Here is a 17523-nt window from a genome sequence, read left to right as displayed (position 1 = left end):
CAGCCTCCAGTCATGCGCTATCCCTGTGGGAGCCTGGCTTGCCAGCGATCGAGGGCGCAGCCCTCGCAGAACCTCACCTGGGCGTTGGCGCTTTAGACTCGAGCAGCGCACACAAGCGCGCCGTAGCTTCGATCATCTGCCCACTAGGCCGCTCCAGGCCTTTGTCGGGCACCACCAGTAAACGATCATCGGCAACCGCACGCAGTTGCGGCCAGGCCTTCCAACTCGCCAACTGCGCCTCATCACCCGCCAGAATGACCTGCGGGTTGCGCAGCAGCACAGACTCCACATTCACCTGCGGCGCCGGCTGGGTGAGATCGGCGAAGACATTACGCGCGCCGCAAACGGCCAGGGCATCGCTGACCACCTGCCGGCCACCGAGCGTATACAGCGGTCGGTCCCAGACCTGGTAGAACACCTGCAGGGGCTCGTCCCGTCGATACTGCTGGCGCAGCTGCCGCAGCCGGTCACGCAGGGTTTGGGCATACCGATGGCCCTGTTCGGCACGGCCGATACGTTCGGCGATGGCTTCGATCTGCTCGATCAGCTGGTCGATGTCATGAGGTTCTGCGCTGTACGTTGCGATACCCAGGCGCTTGAGCTGGTCACGTTGGGCCGGCGGCACGCTGCCCGGCCACAGCAGCAACAGGTCGGGGCGCAGGCTGAGCAGGCGTTCGAGGTCCAGTTGCCCCTGGCGCCCCACCGAGGGCAGCTCGTGCAGCGCCGCCGGCCGTTCGCCACCGTCGAGCACACCTACCAACAGGTCATCGGCCTGCAGTTCGAGCATGATCTCGCTCATCGATGGGGCCAGGCTGACCACCCGCAGGGGTTCGGCGGCCAGTGCGGAACAGGCGAACAGCGCCAGCAGGCCAGGCAGCAGGCGCATCAGCCGAGCTGGCGTGGAATGCGATAGAGGTACAGCACTACTGCGGTGGACAACGCCAGCAGGATCTGCGGCACCGCCTCGAGGCCGACCAGCACCGACAAGGCGGCGACCCAGGCCGGGAAGCAGGCATACAGCATGGCCAGGCGCCGCACCCGCGCCAGTTCGATCCAGGCGGCAGGCTCTTCGCCAGTGCCGAGCACCTTGGATGTGGCGATGAGGGCGCGCTTGTAGGCACCGAAGCGCGGCAGGCTGAGGAACATGGTCGCCGCACCGGCAATGAACAGTGGCATGGCCAGCACCGAGGCCAGCGCATCACCGCCACCGAAGGCCCAGGCCATCACTGGCAGCGGCACCAGGCCCACCGCCAGGTACTGCCACCAGGCCAGCGCCAGGCGCCGCTTGACCTCGGCGCGGGTCACGCCTGAGGCACCTCGCCCTGGTGCTCGTTACCCAGCATGTGGCCCAGCTTGCCGGCCTTGGTTGCCAGGTAGTAGCGGTTGTGCGGGTTGTGCCCGGTGTGCAGTGGTACGCGCTCGGCGACGACGATGTTCATGTCGGTCAGGGCTTTGACCTTGCGCGGGTTGTTGGTCATCAGGCGCAGCGACTTCACGCCCAGGTGCTCCAGCATCGGCAGGCACATGGCGTAGTCGCGCTGGTCGGCGGCAAAGCCCAGGCGCTCGTTGGCCTCGACGGTATCGGCGCCACCATCCTGCAGCTCGTAGGCGCGAATCTTGTTCAGCAGGCCGATGCCACGGCCTTCCTGGCGCAGGTACAGCAGCACGCCACGGCCTTCACGGGCGATGGCCTGCAGCGCGGCTTCCAGCTGCGAGCCGCAGTCGCAGCGCTGGCTGAACAGGGCATCGCCGGTCAGGCACTCGGAGTGCAGGCGCCCCAGCACCGGCTGGCCGTCCGCGATGTCACCCAGGCTGAGCACCACGTGCTCACGGCCAGTGGCTTCGTCGAGGAAGCCATGCATGGTGAAGGTCGCGAAGGGAGTCGGGAGTTTAGAGGCGGCAACAAAGACGACGGGCACGTTGTGCTCCTGGAATAAGTTGAAAATTTCTCGTGCGCCGATTGTATCAGCAGGTTGGGGGATGTGGGCTGGCTGAATACCGTGGCTTAAGATCGAAAAGTTCGATGCTTAGCAGAGGTCTGTACTCAACCCTGTGGGAGCGGGCATGCCCGCGAACACCGGCGTAGCCGGTGCCTCCCACCGCGGTAGATTCTTCGCGGGCACGCCCGCTCCCACAGGTCAATGCGGTTTGCTATTCGGGCTGAACGGATACGGCTGCTGCCAGTGCTCGAAGATCGGCTTCAGCTCGCCACTGCGTACCAGATCGGCCATGCGCTTGTCGAACAGGTCGCGCAGGGCCTTGGCCTGGTCGTTGCGGGCAAAGGCCAGGTACAGCGGCAGCTCGGCCACATGGGTGCGACGGAAGCGCTCGGGTTGGGAGGTCTGGCCGAGCACGTAATCGATCTCGGTCAGCGCATCGATGTAGTAGTCCACGCGGTCATGCTCGAGCATCGGCAAAATGCCTTCGCGGCGCTGGACTTCGCGAAAGTCATGCACATTGGGCAGGTAGCTGCCGAAGTCGTAGCCACGCACCCAGGCGAGGCGGTAATGGCCTATGGTCTGCTGGGTAGGCACAGGCTTGCTGACCAGCCCCAGGGCGTAGATGTGGTCCATGTCGAAGTGCCAGCGCGGGTACAGGTTGTCGTCGTTCTCGTCCTTGTACGAGCCTACCCAGGCGTCAGCCTCGCCACGCTTGACCAGCCCGATCGCACGGCTGTAAGGCGCACTCTGGGTCACCACCTTGACCCCGGCCGGCTCGAACACCTTGCGCAGCACGTCCCAGGCCACCCCGGTACCGTCGGCGTTGGTGTAGTCGAGCCACTCTTCGCTGACCAGGTGGATCTGCTTCGGCACACCTTCGGCAGCCGCCGCCCACGGGGCAACGCTCAGCAGCATTGCCAGCAGCACCGTCCTCATGGCCATTCACACGCTCCCTGTATCAGGCAACCGCCCACACCAGAACCTGCATCCCCAGCCAGGCAAACACGCCGGCCAGGATATCGTCGAGCATGATCCCGACGCCCCCATGCACATGGCGGTCGACCCAGCGGATCGGCCACGGCTTGAGGATGTCGAAGAAGCGGAACATCAGGAACCCCGCCAGCAGCCACTGCCAGCCTTCCGGCACCAGCCAGAGGGTTATCCACATGCCGACGATCTCGTCCCAGACAATACCTTCATGGTCGTGCACGCGCAGGTCATTGGCGACCTTGCCGCAGAGCCAGAAGCCGAACAGCATGCTCACGCCCAGCAACAGCCAATAGCCCCAGTCGGGCAGCATCTGCCACAGCGGGATGAACGGTATGGCCACCAGCGAGCCCCAGGTGCCCGGCGCCTTGGGCAAGGTGCCGGAACCAAAACCGAAGGCGATGAAGTGCCACGGGTTGCGCCAGACCGAAGGCGGAACGAACTCCGCAGGCACCTGGTTGGGGTGATCGGTCACGGTGTCTCCCTAAAATGTTGATAGCCGCGTTGCCGCGGGGTGATGTCCTGGCCCTGCCGGTCGCGCAGGCTGACACCCTGCCCTTCGAGCACCCGCCCGATGACATGGAACGCCGCCAGGCCTTGTGCCTGCAGGGATGAAAGCTCGGCTGGCGGCAAGGTGAACGCCAGCACATAGTCGTCGCCACCGGTCAGCGCCGCCTGCACGGCCGCCTCGGCACCGAGGAACCCATGCAGAGCGGCTGACACCGGTACCTGCTCCAGGTTCACCTCGAGCGCCACACGGGAGGCCTTGGCGATATGCCCGCAGTCGGCCAGCAAGCCGTCGGAAATATCCAGCGCCGAGGTGGCACGCCCGCGCAGCAGTTGGCCCAGGGCGAACTGTGGCGATGGCGACCAGTAATGGTCGAGCAACGGTTGCGCCAGCACGGCATCAGCCTGGCGCTGGCCCAGCACCAGCGGCAAGGCACCCGCCGCGTTACCCAACTCGCCACCAACGCACAGCAGGTCGCCCGGGCGAGCGCCGTCACGGCGCAACGCCTGCCCCGCCGGAACCCGGCCGAACACGGTCATGGTGATACTCAGGGGGCCACGGGTGGTATCGCCACCGATCAGGCTCAGCTGGCAGTGGCCGGCCACGCGGTTGAGGCCGCTGGCATAGGCTTGCAGCCAGTCGGCGCTGACCTCGGGCAAGGTCAGGGCGAGGGTAAAACCGATGGGGGTGGCGCCCATGGCAGCCAGATCGCTGGCCGCCACGGCCAGCGATCGCTGGCCGAGCAACCAGGGGTCGCACACCGCCGGAAAATGCACTCCGGCAACCAGGGTGTCGGTGGACACCGCCAGTTGCTCGCCGGCGGGAAGGCTCAGCAGGGCGCAGTCGTCACCGATGCCCAGGGCCACGCCTTCACCGCCTTGCGCACAGGGCGCGGCGGCGAAGTAATGGCTGATCAGCTCGAACTCACCCATGGTCCGCAAGCGCCAGGATCAGCGCTTGTTCGCCTTGACTTCTGCTTCGCGCAGGGCCGGGGCGAGCTTGTCCAGCACGCCGTTGACGAACTTGTGGCCGTCGGTGGCGCCGAAGACCTTGGCCAGTTCCACGCCTTCGTTGATCACTACGCGGTACGGCACGTCAACGCGCTTGATCAGTTCCCAGGTGGACAGGCGCAGCACGGCCAGCTCGACCGGGTCGAGCTCTTCCAGTGCGATGGTCATGCACGGCACCAAGGCTTTGTCGATTTCGCCCTTGATTGCCGGGACCCCATGCAGGATCTCGCGGAAATAGGCACCGTCGACATCGGTGAAATCGTTATCGACCCGGAACTGCGCTTCGATCTCGTTCAGCGAATGCTGCGCCATGTGCCACTGGTACAGTGCCTGGGTCGCGAGCTTGCGGGCTTCGCGGCGCTTGGCGCTCTTCGATGGCTTGCCGGCATCCGCAGGTTTTGGATCGCGCGGGTTGAAACGATCGCTTTCGTCGCTAATCACTTGGCCTCCAACTGCGCCAGCAGGCTGACCATTTCCAGAGCGGACAGGGCTGCTTCAGCACCTTTGTTGCCGGCCTTGGTGCCGGAACGCTCGATGGCCTGTTCGATGGAGTCGACGGTCAGTACGCCGAAGGCCACCGGAACACCGAACTCCATGGACACCTGGGCCAGGCCCTTGGTGCATTCGCCCGCCACGTATTCGAAGTGCGGGGTACCACCACGGATCACGGCGCCCAGGGCGATGATCGCGTCGTAGGCGCCTTGCTGGGCGACCTTCTGTGCCACCAGCGGGATTTCGAATGCACCCGGGGCACGGATGATGGTGATGTCGCTTTCGCTGACACCGTGGCGTACCAGGGCGTCAACGGCACCGCTTACCAGGCTTTCGACGACGAAGCTGTTGAAGCGGCCAACCACCAAAGCATAGCGACCTTTGGGGGCGATGAAGGTACCTTCGATGGTCTTCAGGGTCATTCCGATATTCTCATCTTCAAGAGCGAGGCCGCATGCTGGCGGCCTCGACAGGGGTATGGACTCGAGCTGGAGGGCGTCACTGCCGCCTCAAGTCACTCGGAGGGCACGTATTCTACAACTTCCAGATCGAATCCGGATATCGCGTTGAACTTCATCGGCGAACTCATCAGGCGCATCTTGCGCACACCAAGGTCACGCAGGATCTGCGAACCGGCACCCACGGTGCTGTAGGTGGTCGGTGCCTTGGCGGGTGCATCGCCCGCGCTTTCGCGGATGTGCGCCAGCAGCACGTCGCCGTCCAGCGGGTGGCCCAGCAGCAATACCACGCCGCTGCCGGCCTCGGCCACGGCGGCCATGGCGGCGCGCAGGCTCCAGCGGCCCGGTTGCTTGACCAGCAGCAGGTCGCGCAGCGGGTCCATGTTGTGCACGCGCACCAGGGTCGGCTCTTCGGCGCAGATCTTGCCCAGGGTCAGGGCCATGTGCACGTCGCCTTCCACCGCGTCGCGGTAGGTGACCAGGTTGAACTCGCCCAGCTCGCTCTCCACCGGTTGCTCGGAGACGCGCTGCACGGTGCGCTCGTGGATCATGCGGTAGTGGATCAGGTCGGCGATGGTGCCGATCTTCAGGCCGTGCTCGGCGGCGAACACTTCCAGCTCGGCGCGGCGCGACATGGTGCCGTCGTCGTTCATCACTTCGCAGATCACGCCGCTCGGCTCGAAACCGGCCATGCGCGCCAGGTCGCACGCGGCCTCGGTGTGGCCGGCACGGGCCAGGGTACCGCCAGGCTGGGCCATCAGCGGGAAGATGTGGCCAGGGCTGACGATGTCTTCGGCCTTGGCGTCCTTGGCAGCGGCCGCCTGCACGGTGCGGGCACGGTCAGCGGCGGAGATGCCGGTGGTGACACCTTCGGCGGCTTCGATCGACACGGTGAACTTGGTGCCGAAGCCCGAGCCGTTGCGCGGCGCCATCAGCGGCAGCTTCAGCGTTTCGCAACGCTCGCGGGTCATCGGCATGCAGATCAGGCCACGGGCGTGCTTGGCCATGAAGTTGATGTGCTCGGGCAGGCAGCACTCGGCTGCCATGATGATGTCGCCTTCGTTTTCGCGGTCTTCGTCATCCATGAGGATGACCATTTTGCCCTGGCGGATGTCTTCGACCAGTTCTTCGATGCTGTTGAGCGCCACGCGGCACCCCCTTCTCAATCAGGATTTCAAGAAGCCGTTGGCGGCCAGGAAGCTTTCGGTAATGCCACTGCCCTTGCTCGGTTCGGCGGCCTTGTCACCCAGCAGCAGACGCTCCAGGTAACGGGCCAGCAGGTCGACCTCAAGGTTTACCCGACGCCCTGCACGGTAGTCGGCCATGATGGTTTCGGACAGGGTGTGCGGGACAATGGTCAGCTCGAACTCGGCGCCATTGACCTCGTTGACCGTCAGGCTGGTGCCGTCGACGGTGATCGAACCCTTGTGGGCGATGTACTTGGCCAGTTCCTTCGGTGCACGCACGCGGAACTGGATGGCGCGGGCGTTATCGCTGCGCGAGATGATTTCGCCGACCCCGTCGACGTGGCCGCTGACCAGGTGCCCGCCCAGCCGGGTGGTGGGGGTCAGGGCTTTTTCAAGGTTGACCTTGCTGCCGCTCTTGAGGTCGATGAAGGCGGTGCGCTTGAGGGTTTCGACGCTGACGTCGGCCCAGAAGCCGTCACCCGGCAGTTCGACGGCGGTCAGGCACACGCCGTTGACGGCGATGCTGTCGCCGAGCTTGACGTCACCCAGGTCGAGCTTGCCGGTTTCGACGTAGACGCGCACGTCGCCACCCTTGGGGGTCAGGCTGCGGATGGTGCCGATGGATTCGATGATGCCGGTGAACATGGGGTCTTCCTCAAAAACGGTTTGCGCGGGGCAAGCCTGGCATTATACGCCGGGCGCCGGCAGGGGGATGGCCGTGACCCGCCAGTCATCGCCCACTGCGCGCATTTCGGTAATTTTCAGCCGCGGCGCTTCGCTCATCTTGTCCAGTGGCCAGTCCAGCAGCGGGCGGGCCTGGGAACCGAGGAAAGTGCCGGCGACGAACAGCTGGTACTCGTCGATCAGGCCTTGCCGGGCGAAGGCGCCGACCAGGCCGGCACCGGCTTCCAGCAGGATTTCGTTGACGCCACGGGTTGCCAGGGCCTGCAGCAGCGCCGGCAGGTCTACCTGGCCATTGTCACCCGGCAGGCTGAGCAGTTCGTGGCCGGCAGCGGCATAGCGCGGGTCATCTGCGACAGCGGTCACCACCAACGCCGGGCCAGCCTGGAAGAACGGTGCATCCAGCGGCAGGCGCAGGCGGCCATCGACCAGCACGCGCAGCGGTGTGCGGCTGAGTGCCAAGGCGGTGGTTTCGGCGTCCAGGCCCAGCTCGGTGCCGCGCACGGTCATCCGCGCGTTATCGGCCAACACGCTGGCGGCGCTGGTCAGTACCACGCTGGAGCGGGCGCGCAGGCGCTGCACCGCCGAACGGGCGGCCGGGCCGGTGATCCACTGGCTTTCGCCACTGGCCATGGCGGTGCGGCCATCCAGGCTCATGGCCAGCTTGGCGCGAACGAACGGCAGACCATGTTCCATGCGTTTGAGGAAACCGGGGTTGAGTGCGCGGGCCTCGGCCTCGAGCACGCCGCTGGCCACTTCGATACCGGCCTCGGCCAAGCGCCGCAGGCCCTGCCCCGCCACTTGCGGGTTGGGGTCCTGCATGGCGGCTACCACCCGTGCTACCCCGGCCATGACCAGCGCTTCGGCGCACGGCGGCGTGCGGCCATGGTGGCTGCACGGCTCGAGGGTGACATAGGCACAGGCGCCACGGGCACGCTCACCAGCCTGTCGCAGGGCATGCACTTCGGCATGCGGCTCGCCGGCGCGCACATGCCAGCCTTCACCGACCACCTCGCCATCGCGCACGATCACGCAGCCTACGCGCGGGTTCGGGTGGGTGGTGTACAGGCCCTTGCGCGCCAGCTCCAGCGCGCGGGCCATGTAGTGGGCGTCGAGGATGGCAGCTTGGCTGGACATGGTCACTCTTTAGCCGGCTCGCGAGCCAGGCGGTCGATTTCTTCGCGGAACTCGTCGAGGTCCTGGAAGCGGCGGTAAACCGAGGCAAAACGGATATAGGCCACTTCGTCGAGCTTGCGCAGCTCGGCCATGACCATCTCACCCACCACCAGCGATTTGACTTCACGCTCGCCGGTGGCACGCAGGCGGCTCTTGATATGCGCCAGCGCAGCTTCCAGGCGCTCGACGCTGACCGGGCGTTTTTCCAGTGCCCGCTGCATGCCGGCGCGCAGTTTTTCTTCGTCGAAGGGTTGGCGCGTACCGTCCTGCTTGATCAGCCGGGGCAGCACCAGCTCGGCGGTTTCGAAGGTGGTGAAGCGCTCGCCGCAGGCGACGCATTCACGGCGGCGGCGCACCTGCTCGCCCTCGGCGACGAGGCGAGAGTCGATGACCTTGGTGTCGTTGGCACCGCAAAAGGGACAGTGCATGGTGGCAGGCAACAAAAAAAGGGAGGGCCATGGTAGCGCATCCCACTGGCAAGACAAGCCAAAGGGGTTAACATCCATGGGAAATCTGCCCGTGAAGGACTACCCCATGCACTACCGAGCGCTCGTCGTGCTGTGCTGCGCCGCCCTGCTCGCCGCCTGCGGCAGCGACAGGCCGAAGCCCGACACCCCTCCGGCACCCACGCCAGCCCGCACGGCCAAGCCGGCCGCAGTACTGGGCCCGCTGCCGGCCTACCAGCGCGAGCTGAGCGGCACCTTGCTGGCAATCCCGGCCGGTGCCGACGTGGAGCTGGCCTTGCTGGTCATCGATGAACGCGACCGCCCACAACGCCTGCTGGCCAGCAGCAACCTGACCGGCACCGGCCAGGCCCTGCCCTACCAACTGCGCTTCAACCCCGAGGCCTTCCCCGCCGGTGCCCGGGTAGAGCTGCGCGGCCGCGCCAGCAGCTCTGGCCAGCTGATCATGCACCTGCCGCCGGTGCGCATTACCCAGGCCCAGACCCAGGCCATCGGCCCGCTGCGTTTCGAGAAGGCGCCGTAAGTGGCGCCAGTCTCCCTACAACAGCCCCTGCAACAGGCCCTCAGCAGTCTGATCGGCGAAGCGCGTCTTGTCGTCAGCGAGCTGCCCGGCTGCGACCTCAAGCTGTGGCTGATCGACGACCAGAACATGGACCGCGCCTTCAGCAGCGAAGAGACCCAGCGCATTCTTGAAGAACCGCCCTACTGGAGCTTCTGCTGGGCCAGCGGCCTGGCCATGGCCCGTTACCTGGCCGAGCACCCGGAATGGGTAGCCGGCAAGCGCGTGCTGGACTTTGGCGCTGGCTCCGGTATCGCCGGTATTGCCGCCGCCCGTGCCGGTGCGCTGGAAGTGGTGGCCTGCGACCTCGACCCGCTGGCACTCGATGCCTGCCGCGCGAATGCCGCGCTGAACGGGGTGGAACTGGGCTACAGCAGCGATTTCTTCGCCGAAGACGACCGCTTCGATCTGATCCTGGTTGCCGATGTGCTGTACGACCGCGCCAACCTGCCGCTGCTGGATGCCTTCCTCGGCCGCGGGCGCCAGGCGCTGGTGGCCGACTCGCGGGTACGCGACTTCAGCCACCCGCTGTACCAGCAGCTGGGCGTGCTGGAAGCGCTGACCCTGCCGGACCTGGCCGAGCCGCACGAATTCCGCCGGGTCAGCCTGTACCACGCCAGCCGCGACACCTTATAGTGGTGTTATCCACGAGTTTGCGAGAGTCGCGATGACCCAAGACACGCCTTACATTTTCGACGCTACCGATGCCACCTTCCAGCAACTGGTTATCGAGAACTCCTTCCACAAACCGGTGCTGGTGGACTTCTGGGCCGAGTGGTGCGCACCGTGCAAGGCACTGATGCCACTGCTGGCGAAGATCGCCGAGGGTTACCAGGGCGAGCTGCTGCTGGCCAAGATCAACTGTGACGTGGAGCAACAGGTGGTTGCCCAGTTCGGCATCCGCAGCCTGCCGACCGTGGTGCTGTTCAAGGACGGCCAGCCGGTGGACGGCTTTGCCGGTGCGCAGCCAGAATCGGCGATCCGCGCCATGCTCGAGCCACACGTGCAACTGCCCGCCGCCCCCAGCGCATCGCCGCTGGAGCAGGCCAAGGGGCTGTTTGCCGAAAGCCGTTTTGCCGAGGCCGAAGCACTGTTGCAGGCACTGCTGGGTGAGGACAACAGCAATGCCGAGGCGCTGATCCTGTATGCCCGTTGCCTGGCCGAGCGCGGGGAGCTGGGTGAAGCCCAGGTGGTGCTGGATGCGGTCAAGACCGACGAGCACAAGGCCGCGCTGGCCGGCGCCAAGGCCCAGCTGACCTTCCTGCGCCAGGCAGCCAGCCTGCCGGAAGTGGCCGACCTGAAAAGCCGCCTGGCACAGAACCCGCAGGATGACGAGGCGGCCTATCAGCTGAGCATCCAGCAACTGGCGCGCCAGCAGTATGAAGCGGCGCTGGAAGGGTTGCTGAAGCTGTTCCAGCGTAACCGTGGTTATGAGAACGGGCTGCCGCAGAAAGCGTTACTGCAGGTGTTCGAGCTGCTGGGCGGTGATCACCCGCTGGTCGGCGTGTATCGTCGCAAGTTGTCGGCGGCGATGTTCTGACCTGAGGCCTATTGCGAGGGCTTTGCCCTCGTTCGCGGGCACGCCCGCTCCCACAGGGTACGCACTGAATTCAATACCGGTGGTATACCTGTGGGAGCGGGCAAGCCCGCGAACGAGGCCAGCACAGGCAATACAGATTTATCCCACCCAGTGATACACCGGCGCGTCCACGCCACTTTCCACCTTGACTTCACTGCTATGCCGCAAGCGCACCAGCAGCCGTTTACCCGCCGCCGTACTTCCGGCCAGCCCTTCCAGCCGGTCCAGCAATTCCGGCCCGCTCATCTGCCCCGCCAAGCGCAACACCTCACGTGCCGCAGTCCATTGCCCGTCATCCTGACGAGTTGTCGCCACGGTTTCCGTTGCTGCATTCTGCGCCACCGCGGGCAATTCGATCTGCCGCCCCAGTTGCGCCCACTCTTCAGGCGCCAGCTCGAAGGTCAGATCCACAGGCCAGTCACCAATCTGTCCACGAATTCTCATGCCGCATTCCCTGAACCCAAGTCAATGCCACCATCCTACCCCAACATGAAACCTGCGCCACGCAGGCTGGCAGCATCCGGAAAAGTTGTTATAACATAACCCAATCTTCCCGCCCGCTCCGGAGTCGTCCATGCGTCGCCTGTTGCTCGCCCTGCCCTTCGCCCTGCTGCCCCTGGCCGTGGCCCAAGCCCACGATGATGACCATGATCACGACCACGCCCACGGCACCCTCGGCGCCCACGAGCATGGCGTGGCCAAGCTCAACGCCGTGCTCGATGGCAACACCCTGGAGCTGGAGCTGGACAGCCCGGCAATGAACCTGGTCGGCTTCGAACACGCCGCCAACAGCGACGCCGACAAGGCCAAGGTCGCGGCTGTGCGCCAGCAGCTGGGGCAGCCACTGAAGCTGTTCGGCCTGCCCGCTGCCGCTGGCTGCAAGGAAGACCAGCAGGAACTGGAAAGCCCGCTGTTCGGTGATGCCCCGAAAGCCGACGACGATGGTGACGAGCACGAGCACGAGCACCAGCACAGCGACATCGGCGCCCATTACCAGCTGACCTGCGCCAACCCCGACAAATTGACGCAGGTGGACCTCGCTCCGCTGTTCAAGGCATTCCCGGCTACCCAGAAAATCACCGTTCAACTGATCGGCCCCAATGGCCAGAAAGGCGTGGAAACCACACCGGCCAAGGCCGCGGTCGCGTTCTGAATGCGCCAGCCGTTGATCGAACTGCATGACCTGGTGTTCGCCTGGCCCGGCCAGCCAGCGCTGCTGGATATTCCGGCATTCCGCCTGGAGGTTGGCGAGGCCCTGTTTCTCAAGGGCCCCAGCGGCAGTGGCAAGACCACATTGCTGGGCCTGCTGGGCGGGGTGAACGTACCGGGCCAGGGCCGCATCCAATTGCTCGGCCAGGACCTCGGCCGCCTGGGCCAAGGCGCCCGTGACCGCTTCCGGGTCGACCACACCGGTTATATCTTCCAGCAGTTCAACCTGCTGCCGTTCCTCTCGGTACGCGAAAACGTCGAGCTGCCCTGCCGCTTCTCGCGCAGCCGCAAGGCCCGCGCCGAGCAGCGCCATGGCAGTGTCGACCAGGCAGCCGGCACGCTGCTGGCCCACCTGGGCCTGGACGACCCCACCCTGCTCGCCCGCCGCGCCGACAGCCTGTCGATCGGCCAGCAGCAACGGGTCGCTGCCGCCCGCGCACTGATCGGCCAACCCGAACTGGTGATCGCCGACGAACCGACCTCGGCGCTGGATGCCGACACCCGCGAAGCGTTCATCCGCCTGCTGTTCGATGAATGCCGCGCCGCCGGTGCCAGCCTGCTGTTCGTCAGCCACGACCAGAGCCTGGCGCCGCTGTTCGACCGCCACCTGTCGCTGGCCGAACTCAACCGTGCCGCCAAGCCCCGGGAGGCCTGATGTACCTGCTCCGCCTTGCCCTGGCCAGCCTGGCCAACCGCCGCTTCACCGCATTCCTCACCGCCTTCGCCATCGCCCTGTCGGTGTGCCTGCTGCTGGCCGTGGAACGGGTCCGTACCGAGGCCCGGGCCAGTTTCGCCAGCACCATCAGCGGTACCGACCTGATCGTCGGCGCCCGCTCCGGCTCGGTGAACCTGCTGCTGTACTCGGTGTTCCGCATCGGCAACGCCACCAACAACATCCGTTGGGACAGCTATGAGCACTACGCCAAGGACCCGCGGGTGAAATGGGCCATCCCCATCTCGCTGGGCGACTCGCACCGTGGTTATCGAGTGATGGGCACTACCGGCGACTACTTCAGCCATTACCAGTACGGCCGCCGCCAGCACCTGGAATTGAACCAGGGCCGCGCGTTTGCCGATGATCCGTTCGAGGTAGTGCTGGGTGCCGAAGTGGCCGAGGCGTTGCACTACAAGCTGGGCGACAAGCTGGTGCTTGCCCACGGCGTGGCCGCGATCAGCCTGGTCAAGCACGATGACAAACCGTTCACCGTGGTCGGTGTGCTCAAGCGCACCGGTACGCCGGTCGACCGCACGCTGCATATCAGCCTGGGCGGCATGGAAGCCATCCACATCGACTGGCACAACGGTGTGCCGGCCCGTGGCGCCGGGCGTATCAGCGCCGAGCAGGCACGGACCATGGACCTGCAGCCTGCCGCCATCACTGCGTTCATGCTCGGCCTGAACAGCAAGATCGCGACATTCAGCCTGCAGCGGGAGATCAATGAATACCGCAGCGAGCCGTTGCTGGCGATCCTGCCCGGGGTAGCCCTGCAGGAGCTATGGAGCCTGATGGGCACCGCGGAGCAGGCGTTGTTCGTGGTGTCGCTGTTCGTGGTGCTGACTGGCCTGATCGGCATGCTTACGGCGATTCTCACCAGCCTCAACGAACGCCGCAGGGAGATGGCGATATTGCGCTCGGTTGGCGCCAGGCCGTGGCATATCGCAGGGCTGCTGGTGCTGGAGGCACTGTCGCTGGCGGCGGTCGGGATCGCTGCCGGGCTTGGCTTGCTGTATGCGGGAATCGCCCTGGCACAGGGGTATGTGCAAGCCAACTATGGTTTGTATTTGCCGCTGGCCATGCCGAGCGCTCATGAATGGACGTTGCTGGCTATCATCCTGGGAGCTGCACTGTTGATGGGCAGCGTGCCGGCGTGGCGGGCCTATCGGCAGTCGTTGGCCGATGGCTTGTCCATTCACCTCTGAGGGCGTGCAATGATCCAATACCTCACTGCCTTCTTCGCGGGCGCGCCCGCTCCCACAGGCCTTTCACAAGGTTCGAAGCCTGTGGTGAACCCTGTGGGAGCGGGCATGCCCGCGAAGAGGCCAGCACTGCATACGCTGCTGATCCTGCTGCTCACAGTAGCGATGCCTCTGTGGGCCTCGGAACCCCGCGAACTTGACTGGCCCGCCCTCATCCCCGAAGGCGCCCCGGTCATCCCGCCCCAACTCGCGCCGCTGCACGACATGTCGCAGCTCAGCAACGCCCTGTCCGCCGAGTCCGCCCCACCGGCGCGCCAGCAGGCACCCGACGCCCCGGTGGTAAAAAGCCTCGACGGCCAGCAGATCAAACTGCCCGGCTACATCGTGCCGCTGGAGGTGAGCGAAGAAGGCCGCACCACCGAATTCCTGCTGGTCCCCTACTACGGCGCGTGCATCCACGTGCCACCACCACCCTCGAACCAGATCGTGCACATCTTCAGCGAAATGGGCGTGCGCGTAGAAGACCTCTACCAGCCCTACTGGATCGAGGGAAAGCTGCAGGTTAGAGCCTCCAGCAGCGAACTGGCCGATGCCGGCTACCAGATGGAAGCCGAGAAAATATACGCTTATGAGCTGAGATGAGAACTGTTTCGAATTCGTGACGACGCTTCTTTGAGCTGGGTCAAACTTTCTGTTTAACGGCATCCGTACCATTGGACTACTCGATTACTCACGTCCTCTGGGAGCTTCCATGAACAAGTCCTTGCTCAGCGCCGCCCTCGCGGCCCTGGCGCTCGCTGCCCCTGTCGCCCACGCCCACCAGGCAGGCGATATCATCGTCCGCGCAGGTGCCATTACCACAGCTCCCAACGAAAGCAGCGGCGACCTGAAATTCGACGGCAACAAAGTCTCGGGCACCAAGGCGACTCTGGACAGCGACACCCAACTGGGCCTGACCTTCGCCTATATGCTCACCGACCATATCGGCCTCGAGCTGCTGGCTGCCACCCCGTTCAAGCACACCGTCGGCGTCAAAGGCCTGGGCGGCGGCCTGGACGGCAAGCTCGCCGACATCAAGCAGCTGCCACCGACCCTGTCGTTGCAGTACTACCCGATGGAACCGACTTCCAAGTTCCAGCCGTATGCCGGCGTCGGCATCAACTACACCCTGTTCTTCGACGAAGACCTCAGTAGTGCACGCAAGCAGCAGGGCTTCAGCAACCTGAAGCTGCAAGACTCGGTCGGCATCGCCGGCCAGCTGGGCATGGACTACATGATCACCGACAACTTGCTGGTCAACGCATCGGTCTGGTACGTCGACATCGACACCAAGGCCAGCGTCAACGGCCCGAGCGCACTGGGCTACAGCAAGACCAAGGTCGACGTCGATGTCGACCCGTGGGTGTACATGGTCGGCCTTGGCTACAAGTTCTGACCTGAACACTGCAGGGCGGCTTCGGCCGCCCTCGCGCGTTGCAGCAATAGCCAGTACCCCAGCGCCACCGCGCTGATGCCCATCCCAAGCCCACACACCGCTGCCCAACCCCAATGGGCATACACCCAGCTCGCCAGCACTGCCCCCACTCCACTGCCAAGCGAATAGCAGCACATGTAGGCGCCGATCAACCGGCTGGCCATTGCACCACGCCCGGCCAGCAGCAGGCTCTGGTTGGTGACATGCACCGCCTGCACGGCAAAGTCCAGCATCAGCACACCCAACCCGAAGGCCATCAGTGAATGCCCGACGAAGGCCGTGGGCAGCCATGACAGCACCAGCAGAACCAGCGCCAGACCGGTGGTGCGCTCCCCCAGCCCCTGGTCGGCCAGGCGACCGGCGCGCGCTGCCGCCAATGTGCCGGCAACACCCGCCAGGCCGAACAGACCGATCTCGGTATGGCTCAGCGCCAGTGGCTCGGCACTCAGAGGCATGACCATGGCACTCCAGAGCACGCTGAACGCAGCGAAGATCAACACGCCGAACAGCCCGCGCTGACGCAGCAGCCGGTCGTGCCGGTACAGCCTGAACTGGGCAACGATCAGCGCCCGGTAGCCAGACCGCAGCGACACCGGTTGCCCCGCGGGCAGTCTGCGGCACAGCACCAGGGCCAGCAGCATCAACAGCCCTGCGGCAATCAGGTACACGCTGCGCCAGCCAGCCAGGTCGGCAAGCCCGCCCGAGACCAGCCGCGCCAGCAGAATGCCCAGCACTATGCCGCTGGTGACGGTGCCCACGGCCTGCCCTTGCTGGCCGGGGGCGGCAAGGCTCGCTGCATGCGCCACCATCACCTGCACCATGACCGCCATCAGCCCGGTGATGGCCAGGGCCAGCAGCAACAGCGCCCAGTTGGGCGCCATGCCTACCCCAACCAGCGCCAGGGCCGAGAACAGCAACTGCCCGAGCAACAGGCGCTTGCGGTCTATCAGGTCCCCCAGCGGCACGATCAGCAACAACCCCAGGGCATAGCCCGCCTGGGTCGCGCCCACTACCCAACCGATCTGCTGCTGCGCCACGCCCAGGTCAGCGGCCATCGACTCGAGCAGAGGCTGGGCGAAATACACAGTCGCCACGGCCATGGCGCTGGTGATGGCCAGCAGCAGGGTTATCCAGCGTGTCAGTGCAGGGTTCATCGGGCTGGCCTCGTCAATCTGGTTTCGAATTGAAACCACATGCTGGCTATTTAGCAAATGTGGTTTTAATCTGCAACCAGATGATCACGAAAGGCCCCGTCCATGCTCGATGAAAACAATGCGCAATGCCCCGTCGCCCGGGCCCTGGAGGTGCTGGGAGACCGTTGGGCGCTGATGATCCTGCGCGACGCCTTCGATGGCCTGCGGCGCTTCAGTGAATTCCAGAAGAACCTGGGGCTGGCGAAGAACATCCTCGCCTCACGGCTGAAGTGGCTGGTGGAGAGCGGGCTGCTGACGCTGCAGCCGGCGTCGGATGGCAGTGCCTACAAGGAATATGTGCTGACCGAGAAAGGGCGATCGGTATTCCCGGTGGTGGTTGGCTTGAGGCAGTGGGGGGAGCGGTTTCTGTTCGAGGCGGGCGAGGTGCGTTCGGAGTTGGTGGATGGTGATACGGGGCAGGCGCTGGAAACACTGCAGGTGCGGGCCCGGGATGGGCGGGTGCTGGCGGCCGGGGACTGCCTGCGAAAAGTGGTGCGGCATGAGTGATTCTGGGGCTGCTGCGCAGCCCATCGCCGGCAAGCCAGCTCCCACCTCGACCGCATTGACCTCAAGCCATGGGCTATCACTTGGGGAGCTGGCTTGCCGGCGATAGGGCCAGTACAGGCAGCACAAGACAGTTGCTCCCACAGGGACCGCGTACTCGCTCTTGGACTGCCCCCAAGAAGTTG

The 17523-nt window shown here is 65.3% G+C and carries 23 protein-coding genes; 9 read left to right on the top strand and 14 right to left on the bottom strand.

Annotated features, from left to right (window positions below; all coding sequences use genetic code 11):
• Positions 1-73: 73 nt before the first annotated feature.
• The 12 genes from B2790_RS07985 to nrdR all read right to left on the bottom strand — a co-directional run bounded on the left by B2790_RS07985 (position 74) and on the right by nrdR (position 8867).
• Complete coding sequence (locus B2790_RS07985) at positions 74-886, bottom strand: cobalamin-binding protein (protein ID WP_286918580.1); 813 nt, start codon at positions 884-886, stop codon at positions 74-76.
• Positions 886-1305 (bottom strand): MFS transporter, encoded by a 420-nt coding sequence (locus B2790_RS07980; RefSeq protein WP_075044459.1) that lies wholly within the window; start codon positions 1303-1305, stop codon positions 886-888. Before B2790_RS07980 ends, B2790_RS07985 begins: the two co-directional genes overlap by 1 nt.
• Entirely contained in the window at positions 1302-1919 is a 618-nt protein-coding gene (ribA, locus tag B2790_RS07975; RefSeq protein ID WP_003260612.1) for a GTP cyclohydrolase II, read from the bottom strand. Before ribA ends, B2790_RS07980 begins: the two co-directional genes overlap by 4 nt.
• Before the next feature lie 219 nt (positions 1920-2138).
• Entirely contained in the window at positions 2139-2882 is a 744-nt protein-coding gene (locus B2790_RS07970; RefSeq protein ID WP_286918579.1) for a substrate-binding periplasmic protein, read from the bottom strand.
• A gap of 16 nt (positions 2883-2898) precedes the next feature.
• Positions 2899-3402 carry a phosphatidylglycerophosphatase A family protein gene (locus tag B2790_RS07965; protein WP_004376077.1) on the bottom strand — a complete coding sequence of 168 codons (504 nt, stop codon included), beginning with the start codon at positions 3400-3402 and terminating at the stop codon, positions 2899-2901.
• Positions 3399-4367 (bottom strand): thiamine-phosphate kinase, encoded by a 969-nt coding sequence (gene thiL / locus B2790_RS07960; RefSeq protein WP_286918578.1) that lies wholly within the window; start codon positions 4365-4367, stop codon positions 3399-3401. The genes B2790_RS07965 and thiL overlap by 4 nt, the downstream gene beginning before the upstream one ends.
• Positions 4368-4385: 18 nt before the next feature.
• Entirely contained in the window at positions 4386-4886 is a 501-nt protein-coding gene (nusB, locus tag B2790_RS07955; protein ID WP_003255393.1) for a transcription antitermination factor NusB, read from the bottom strand.
• The gene (gene ribE / locus B2790_RS07950) at positions 4883-5359 is read right to left on the bottom strand and encodes a 6,7-dimethyl-8-ribityllumazine synthase (RefSeq protein WP_003255395.1); all 477 of its coding nucleotides are present in this window, start codon (positions 5357-5359) and stop codon (positions 4883-4885) included. The genes nusB and ribE overlap by 4 nt, the downstream gene beginning before the upstream one ends.
• A gap of 92 nt (positions 5360-5451) precedes the next feature.
• Entirely contained in the window at positions 5452-6543 is a 1092-nt protein-coding gene (gene ribBA / locus B2790_RS07945) for a bifunctional 3,4-dihydroxy-2-butanone-4-phosphate synthase/GTP cyclohydrolase II (protein ID WP_016484697.1), read from the bottom strand.
• 18 nt (positions 6544-6561) lie between these two features.
• Positions 6562-7227 carry a riboflavin synthase gene (locus B2790_RS07940; RefSeq protein ID WP_003255399.1) on the bottom strand — a complete coding sequence of 222 codons (666 nt, stop codon included), beginning with the start codon at positions 7225-7227 and terminating at the stop codon, positions 6562-6564.
• 42 nt (positions 7228-7269) lie between these two features.
• On the bottom strand, positions 7270-8400 hold the full coding sequence (gene ribD / locus B2790_RS07935; RefSeq protein WP_286918577.1) for a bifunctional diaminohydroxyphosphoribosylaminopyrimidine deaminase/5-amino-6-(5-phosphoribosylamino)uracil reductase RibD: 1131 nt from the start codon (positions 8398-8400) through the stop codon (positions 7270-7272).
• 2 nt (positions 8401-8402) lie between these two features.
• Positions 8403-8867 carry a transcriptional regulator NrdR gene (gene nrdR / locus B2790_RS07930; RefSeq protein WP_003255402.1) on the bottom strand — a complete coding sequence of 155 codons (465 nt, stop codon included), beginning with the start codon at positions 8865-8867 and terminating at the stop codon, positions 8403-8405.
• Between the two features lie 106 nt (positions 8868-8973).
• Between nrdR and B2790_RS07925 the strand changes: the two genes are divergently transcribed.
• The 3 genes from B2790_RS07925 to trxA are packed head-to-tail and all read left to right on the top strand — an operon-like array spanning position 8974 to position 11002.
• A complete protein-coding gene (locus B2790_RS07925) occupies positions 8974-9426 on the top strand; it encodes a YbaY family lipoprotein (protein WP_025337521.1) in 453 nt (150 codons plus the stop codon).
• Positions 9427-10098, top strand: a complete 672-nt coding sequence (locus B2790_RS07920) for a class I SAM-dependent methyltransferase (protein WP_137162877.1) — start codon at positions 9427-9429, stop codon at positions 10096-10098. It abuts the gene before it with no gap.
• A 31-nt stretch (positions 10099-10129) separates the two neighbouring features.
• On the top strand, positions 10130-11002 hold the full coding sequence (trxA, locus tag B2790_RS07915; protein ID WP_025337519.1) for a thioredoxin: 873 nt from the start codon (positions 10130-10132) through the stop codon (positions 11000-11002).
• 138 nt (positions 11003-11140) lie between these two features.
• On the opposite strand, the gene B2790_RS07910 is transcribed toward trxA, so the two are convergent.
• Positions 11141-11485, bottom strand: a complete 345-nt coding sequence (locus B2790_RS07910) for a hypothetical protein (RefSeq protein ID WP_286918576.1) — start codon at positions 11483-11485, stop codon at positions 11141-11143.
• A gap of 130 nt (positions 11486-11615) precedes the next feature.
• Between B2790_RS07910 and B2790_RS07905 the strand changes: the two genes are divergently transcribed.
• The 5 genes from B2790_RS07905 (at position 11616) to B2790_RS07885 (ending at position 15602) form a co-directional block, all read left to right on the top strand.
• Positions 11616-12194 carry a DUF2796 domain-containing protein gene (locus B2790_RS07905; RefSeq protein WP_286918575.1) on the top strand — a complete coding sequence of 193 codons (579 nt, stop codon included), beginning with the start codon at positions 11616-11618 and terminating at the stop codon, positions 12192-12194.
• Entirely contained in the window at positions 12195-12905 is a 711-nt protein-coding gene (locus B2790_RS07900; RefSeq protein WP_137162874.1) for an ABC transporter ATP-binding protein, read from the top strand. It abuts the gene before it with no gap.
• Positions 12905-14170: an ABC transporter permease gene (locus B2790_RS07895; protein ID WP_274078670.1), complete on the top strand. Its 1266-nt coding sequence runs from the start codon at positions 12905-12907 to the stop codon at positions 14168-14170. The genes B2790_RS07900 and B2790_RS07895 overlap by 1 nt, the downstream gene beginning before the upstream one ends.
• Positions 14171-14296: 126 nt before the next feature.
• A complete protein-coding gene (locus tag B2790_RS07890) occupies positions 14297-14809 on the top strand; it encodes a DUF3299 domain-containing protein (RefSeq protein ID WP_025337514.1) in 513 nt (170 codons plus the stop codon).
• Between the two features lie 109 nt (positions 14810-14918).
• Positions 14919-15602 (top strand): OmpW/AlkL family protein, encoded by a 684-nt coding sequence (locus B2790_RS07885; RefSeq protein WP_046615944.1) that lies wholly within the window; start codon positions 14919-14921, stop codon positions 15600-15602.
• Here B2790_RS07885 and B2790_RS07880 read toward each other — a convergent pair.
• Positions 15590-16795 carry an MFS transporter gene (locus B2790_RS07880; RefSeq protein ID WP_286918574.1) on the bottom strand — a complete coding sequence of 402 codons (1206 nt, stop codon included), beginning with the start codon at positions 16793-16795 and terminating at the stop codon, positions 15590-15592. The genes B2790_RS07885 and B2790_RS07880 overlap by 13 nt on opposite strands.
• 102 nt (positions 16796-16897) lie before the next feature.
• On the opposite strand from B2790_RS07880, the gene B2790_RS07875 reads away from it, so the two are divergent.
• A complete protein-coding gene (locus B2790_RS07875; RefSeq protein WP_085592015.1) occupies positions 16898-17341 on the top strand; it encodes a winged helix-turn-helix transcriptional regulator in 444 nt (147 codons plus the stop codon).
• Positions 17342-17523 lie beyond the last annotated feature (182 nt).

Source organism: Pseudomonas sp. UBA6753, assembly GCF_002453565.1.
In the GTDB taxonomy this organism is placed as follows: Bacteria; Pseudomonadota; Gammaproteobacteria; order Pseudomonadales; family Pseudomonadaceae; genus Aquipseudomonas; species Aquipseudomonas putida_Z.
Note: the sequence above shows the minus strand (reverse complement) of the source record. Positions and strands in the feature narration are given on the sequence as shown.

Bases quoted from the DNA above. Each gene is read 5' to 3' on its own strand.
- B2790_RS07985 (WP_286918580.1), bottom strand. From the start codon at position 886: ATGCGCCTGCTGCCTGGCCTGCTGGCGCTGTTCGCCTGTTCCGCACTG.
- B2790_RS07875 (WP_085592015.1), top strand. From the start codon at position 16,898: ATGCTCGATGAAAACAATGCGCAATGCCCCGTCGCCCGGGCCCTGGAG.
- B2790_RS07885 (WP_046615944.1), top strand. From the start codon at position 14,919: ATGAACAAGTCCTTGCTCAGCGCCGCCCTCGCGGCCCTGGCGCTCGCT.
- B2790_RS07905 (WP_286918575.1), top strand. From the start codon at position 11,616: ATGCGTCGCCTGTTGCTCGCCCTGCCCTTCGCCCTGCTGCCCCTGGCC.
- ribD (WP_286918577.1), bottom strand. From the start codon at position 8,400: ATGTCCAGCCAAGCTGCCATCCTCGACGCCCACTACATGGCCCGCGCG.
- B2790_RS07900 (WP_137162874.1), top strand. From the start codon at position 12,195: ATGCGCCAGCCGTTGATCGAACTGCATGACCTGGTGTTCGCCTGGCCC.
- nrdR (WP_003255402.1), bottom strand. From the start codon at position 8,867: ATGCACTGTCCCTTTTGCGGTGCCAACGACACCAAGGTCATCGACTCT.
- B2790_RS07910 (WP_286918576.1), bottom strand. From the start codon at position 11,485: ATGAGAATTCGTGGACAGATTGGTGACTGGCCTGTGGATCTGACCTTC.
- B2790_RS07895 (WP_274078670.1), top strand. From the start codon at position 12,905: ATGTACCTGCTCCGCCTTGCCCTGGCCAGCCTGGCCAACCGCCGCTTC.
- trxA (WP_025337519.1), top strand. From the start codon at position 10,130: ATGACCCAAGACACGCCTTACATTTTCGACGCTACCGATGCCACCTTC.
- thiL (WP_286918578.1), bottom strand. From the start codon at position 4,367: ATGGGTGAGTTCGAGCTGATCAGCCATTACTTCGCCGCCGCGCCCTGT.
- B2790_RS07880 (WP_286918574.1), bottom strand. From the start codon at position 16,795: ATGAACCCTGCACTGACACGCTGGATAACCCTGCTGCTGGCCATCACC.
- B2790_RS07970 (WP_286918579.1), bottom strand. From the start codon at position 2,882: ATGGCCATGAGGACGGTGCTGCTGGCAATGCTGCTGAGCGTTGCCCCG.
- B2790_RS07940 (WP_003255399.1), bottom strand. From the start codon at position 7,227: ATGTTCACCGGCATCATCGAATCCATCGGCACCATCCGCAGCCTGACC.
- ribE (WP_003255395.1), bottom strand. From the start codon at position 5,359: ATGACCCTGAAGACCATCGAAGGTACCTTCATCGCCCCCAAAGGTCGC.
- B2790_RS07925 (WP_025337521.1), top strand. From the start codon at position 8,974: ATGCACTACCGAGCGCTCGTCGTGCTGTGCTGCGCCGCCCTGCTCGCC.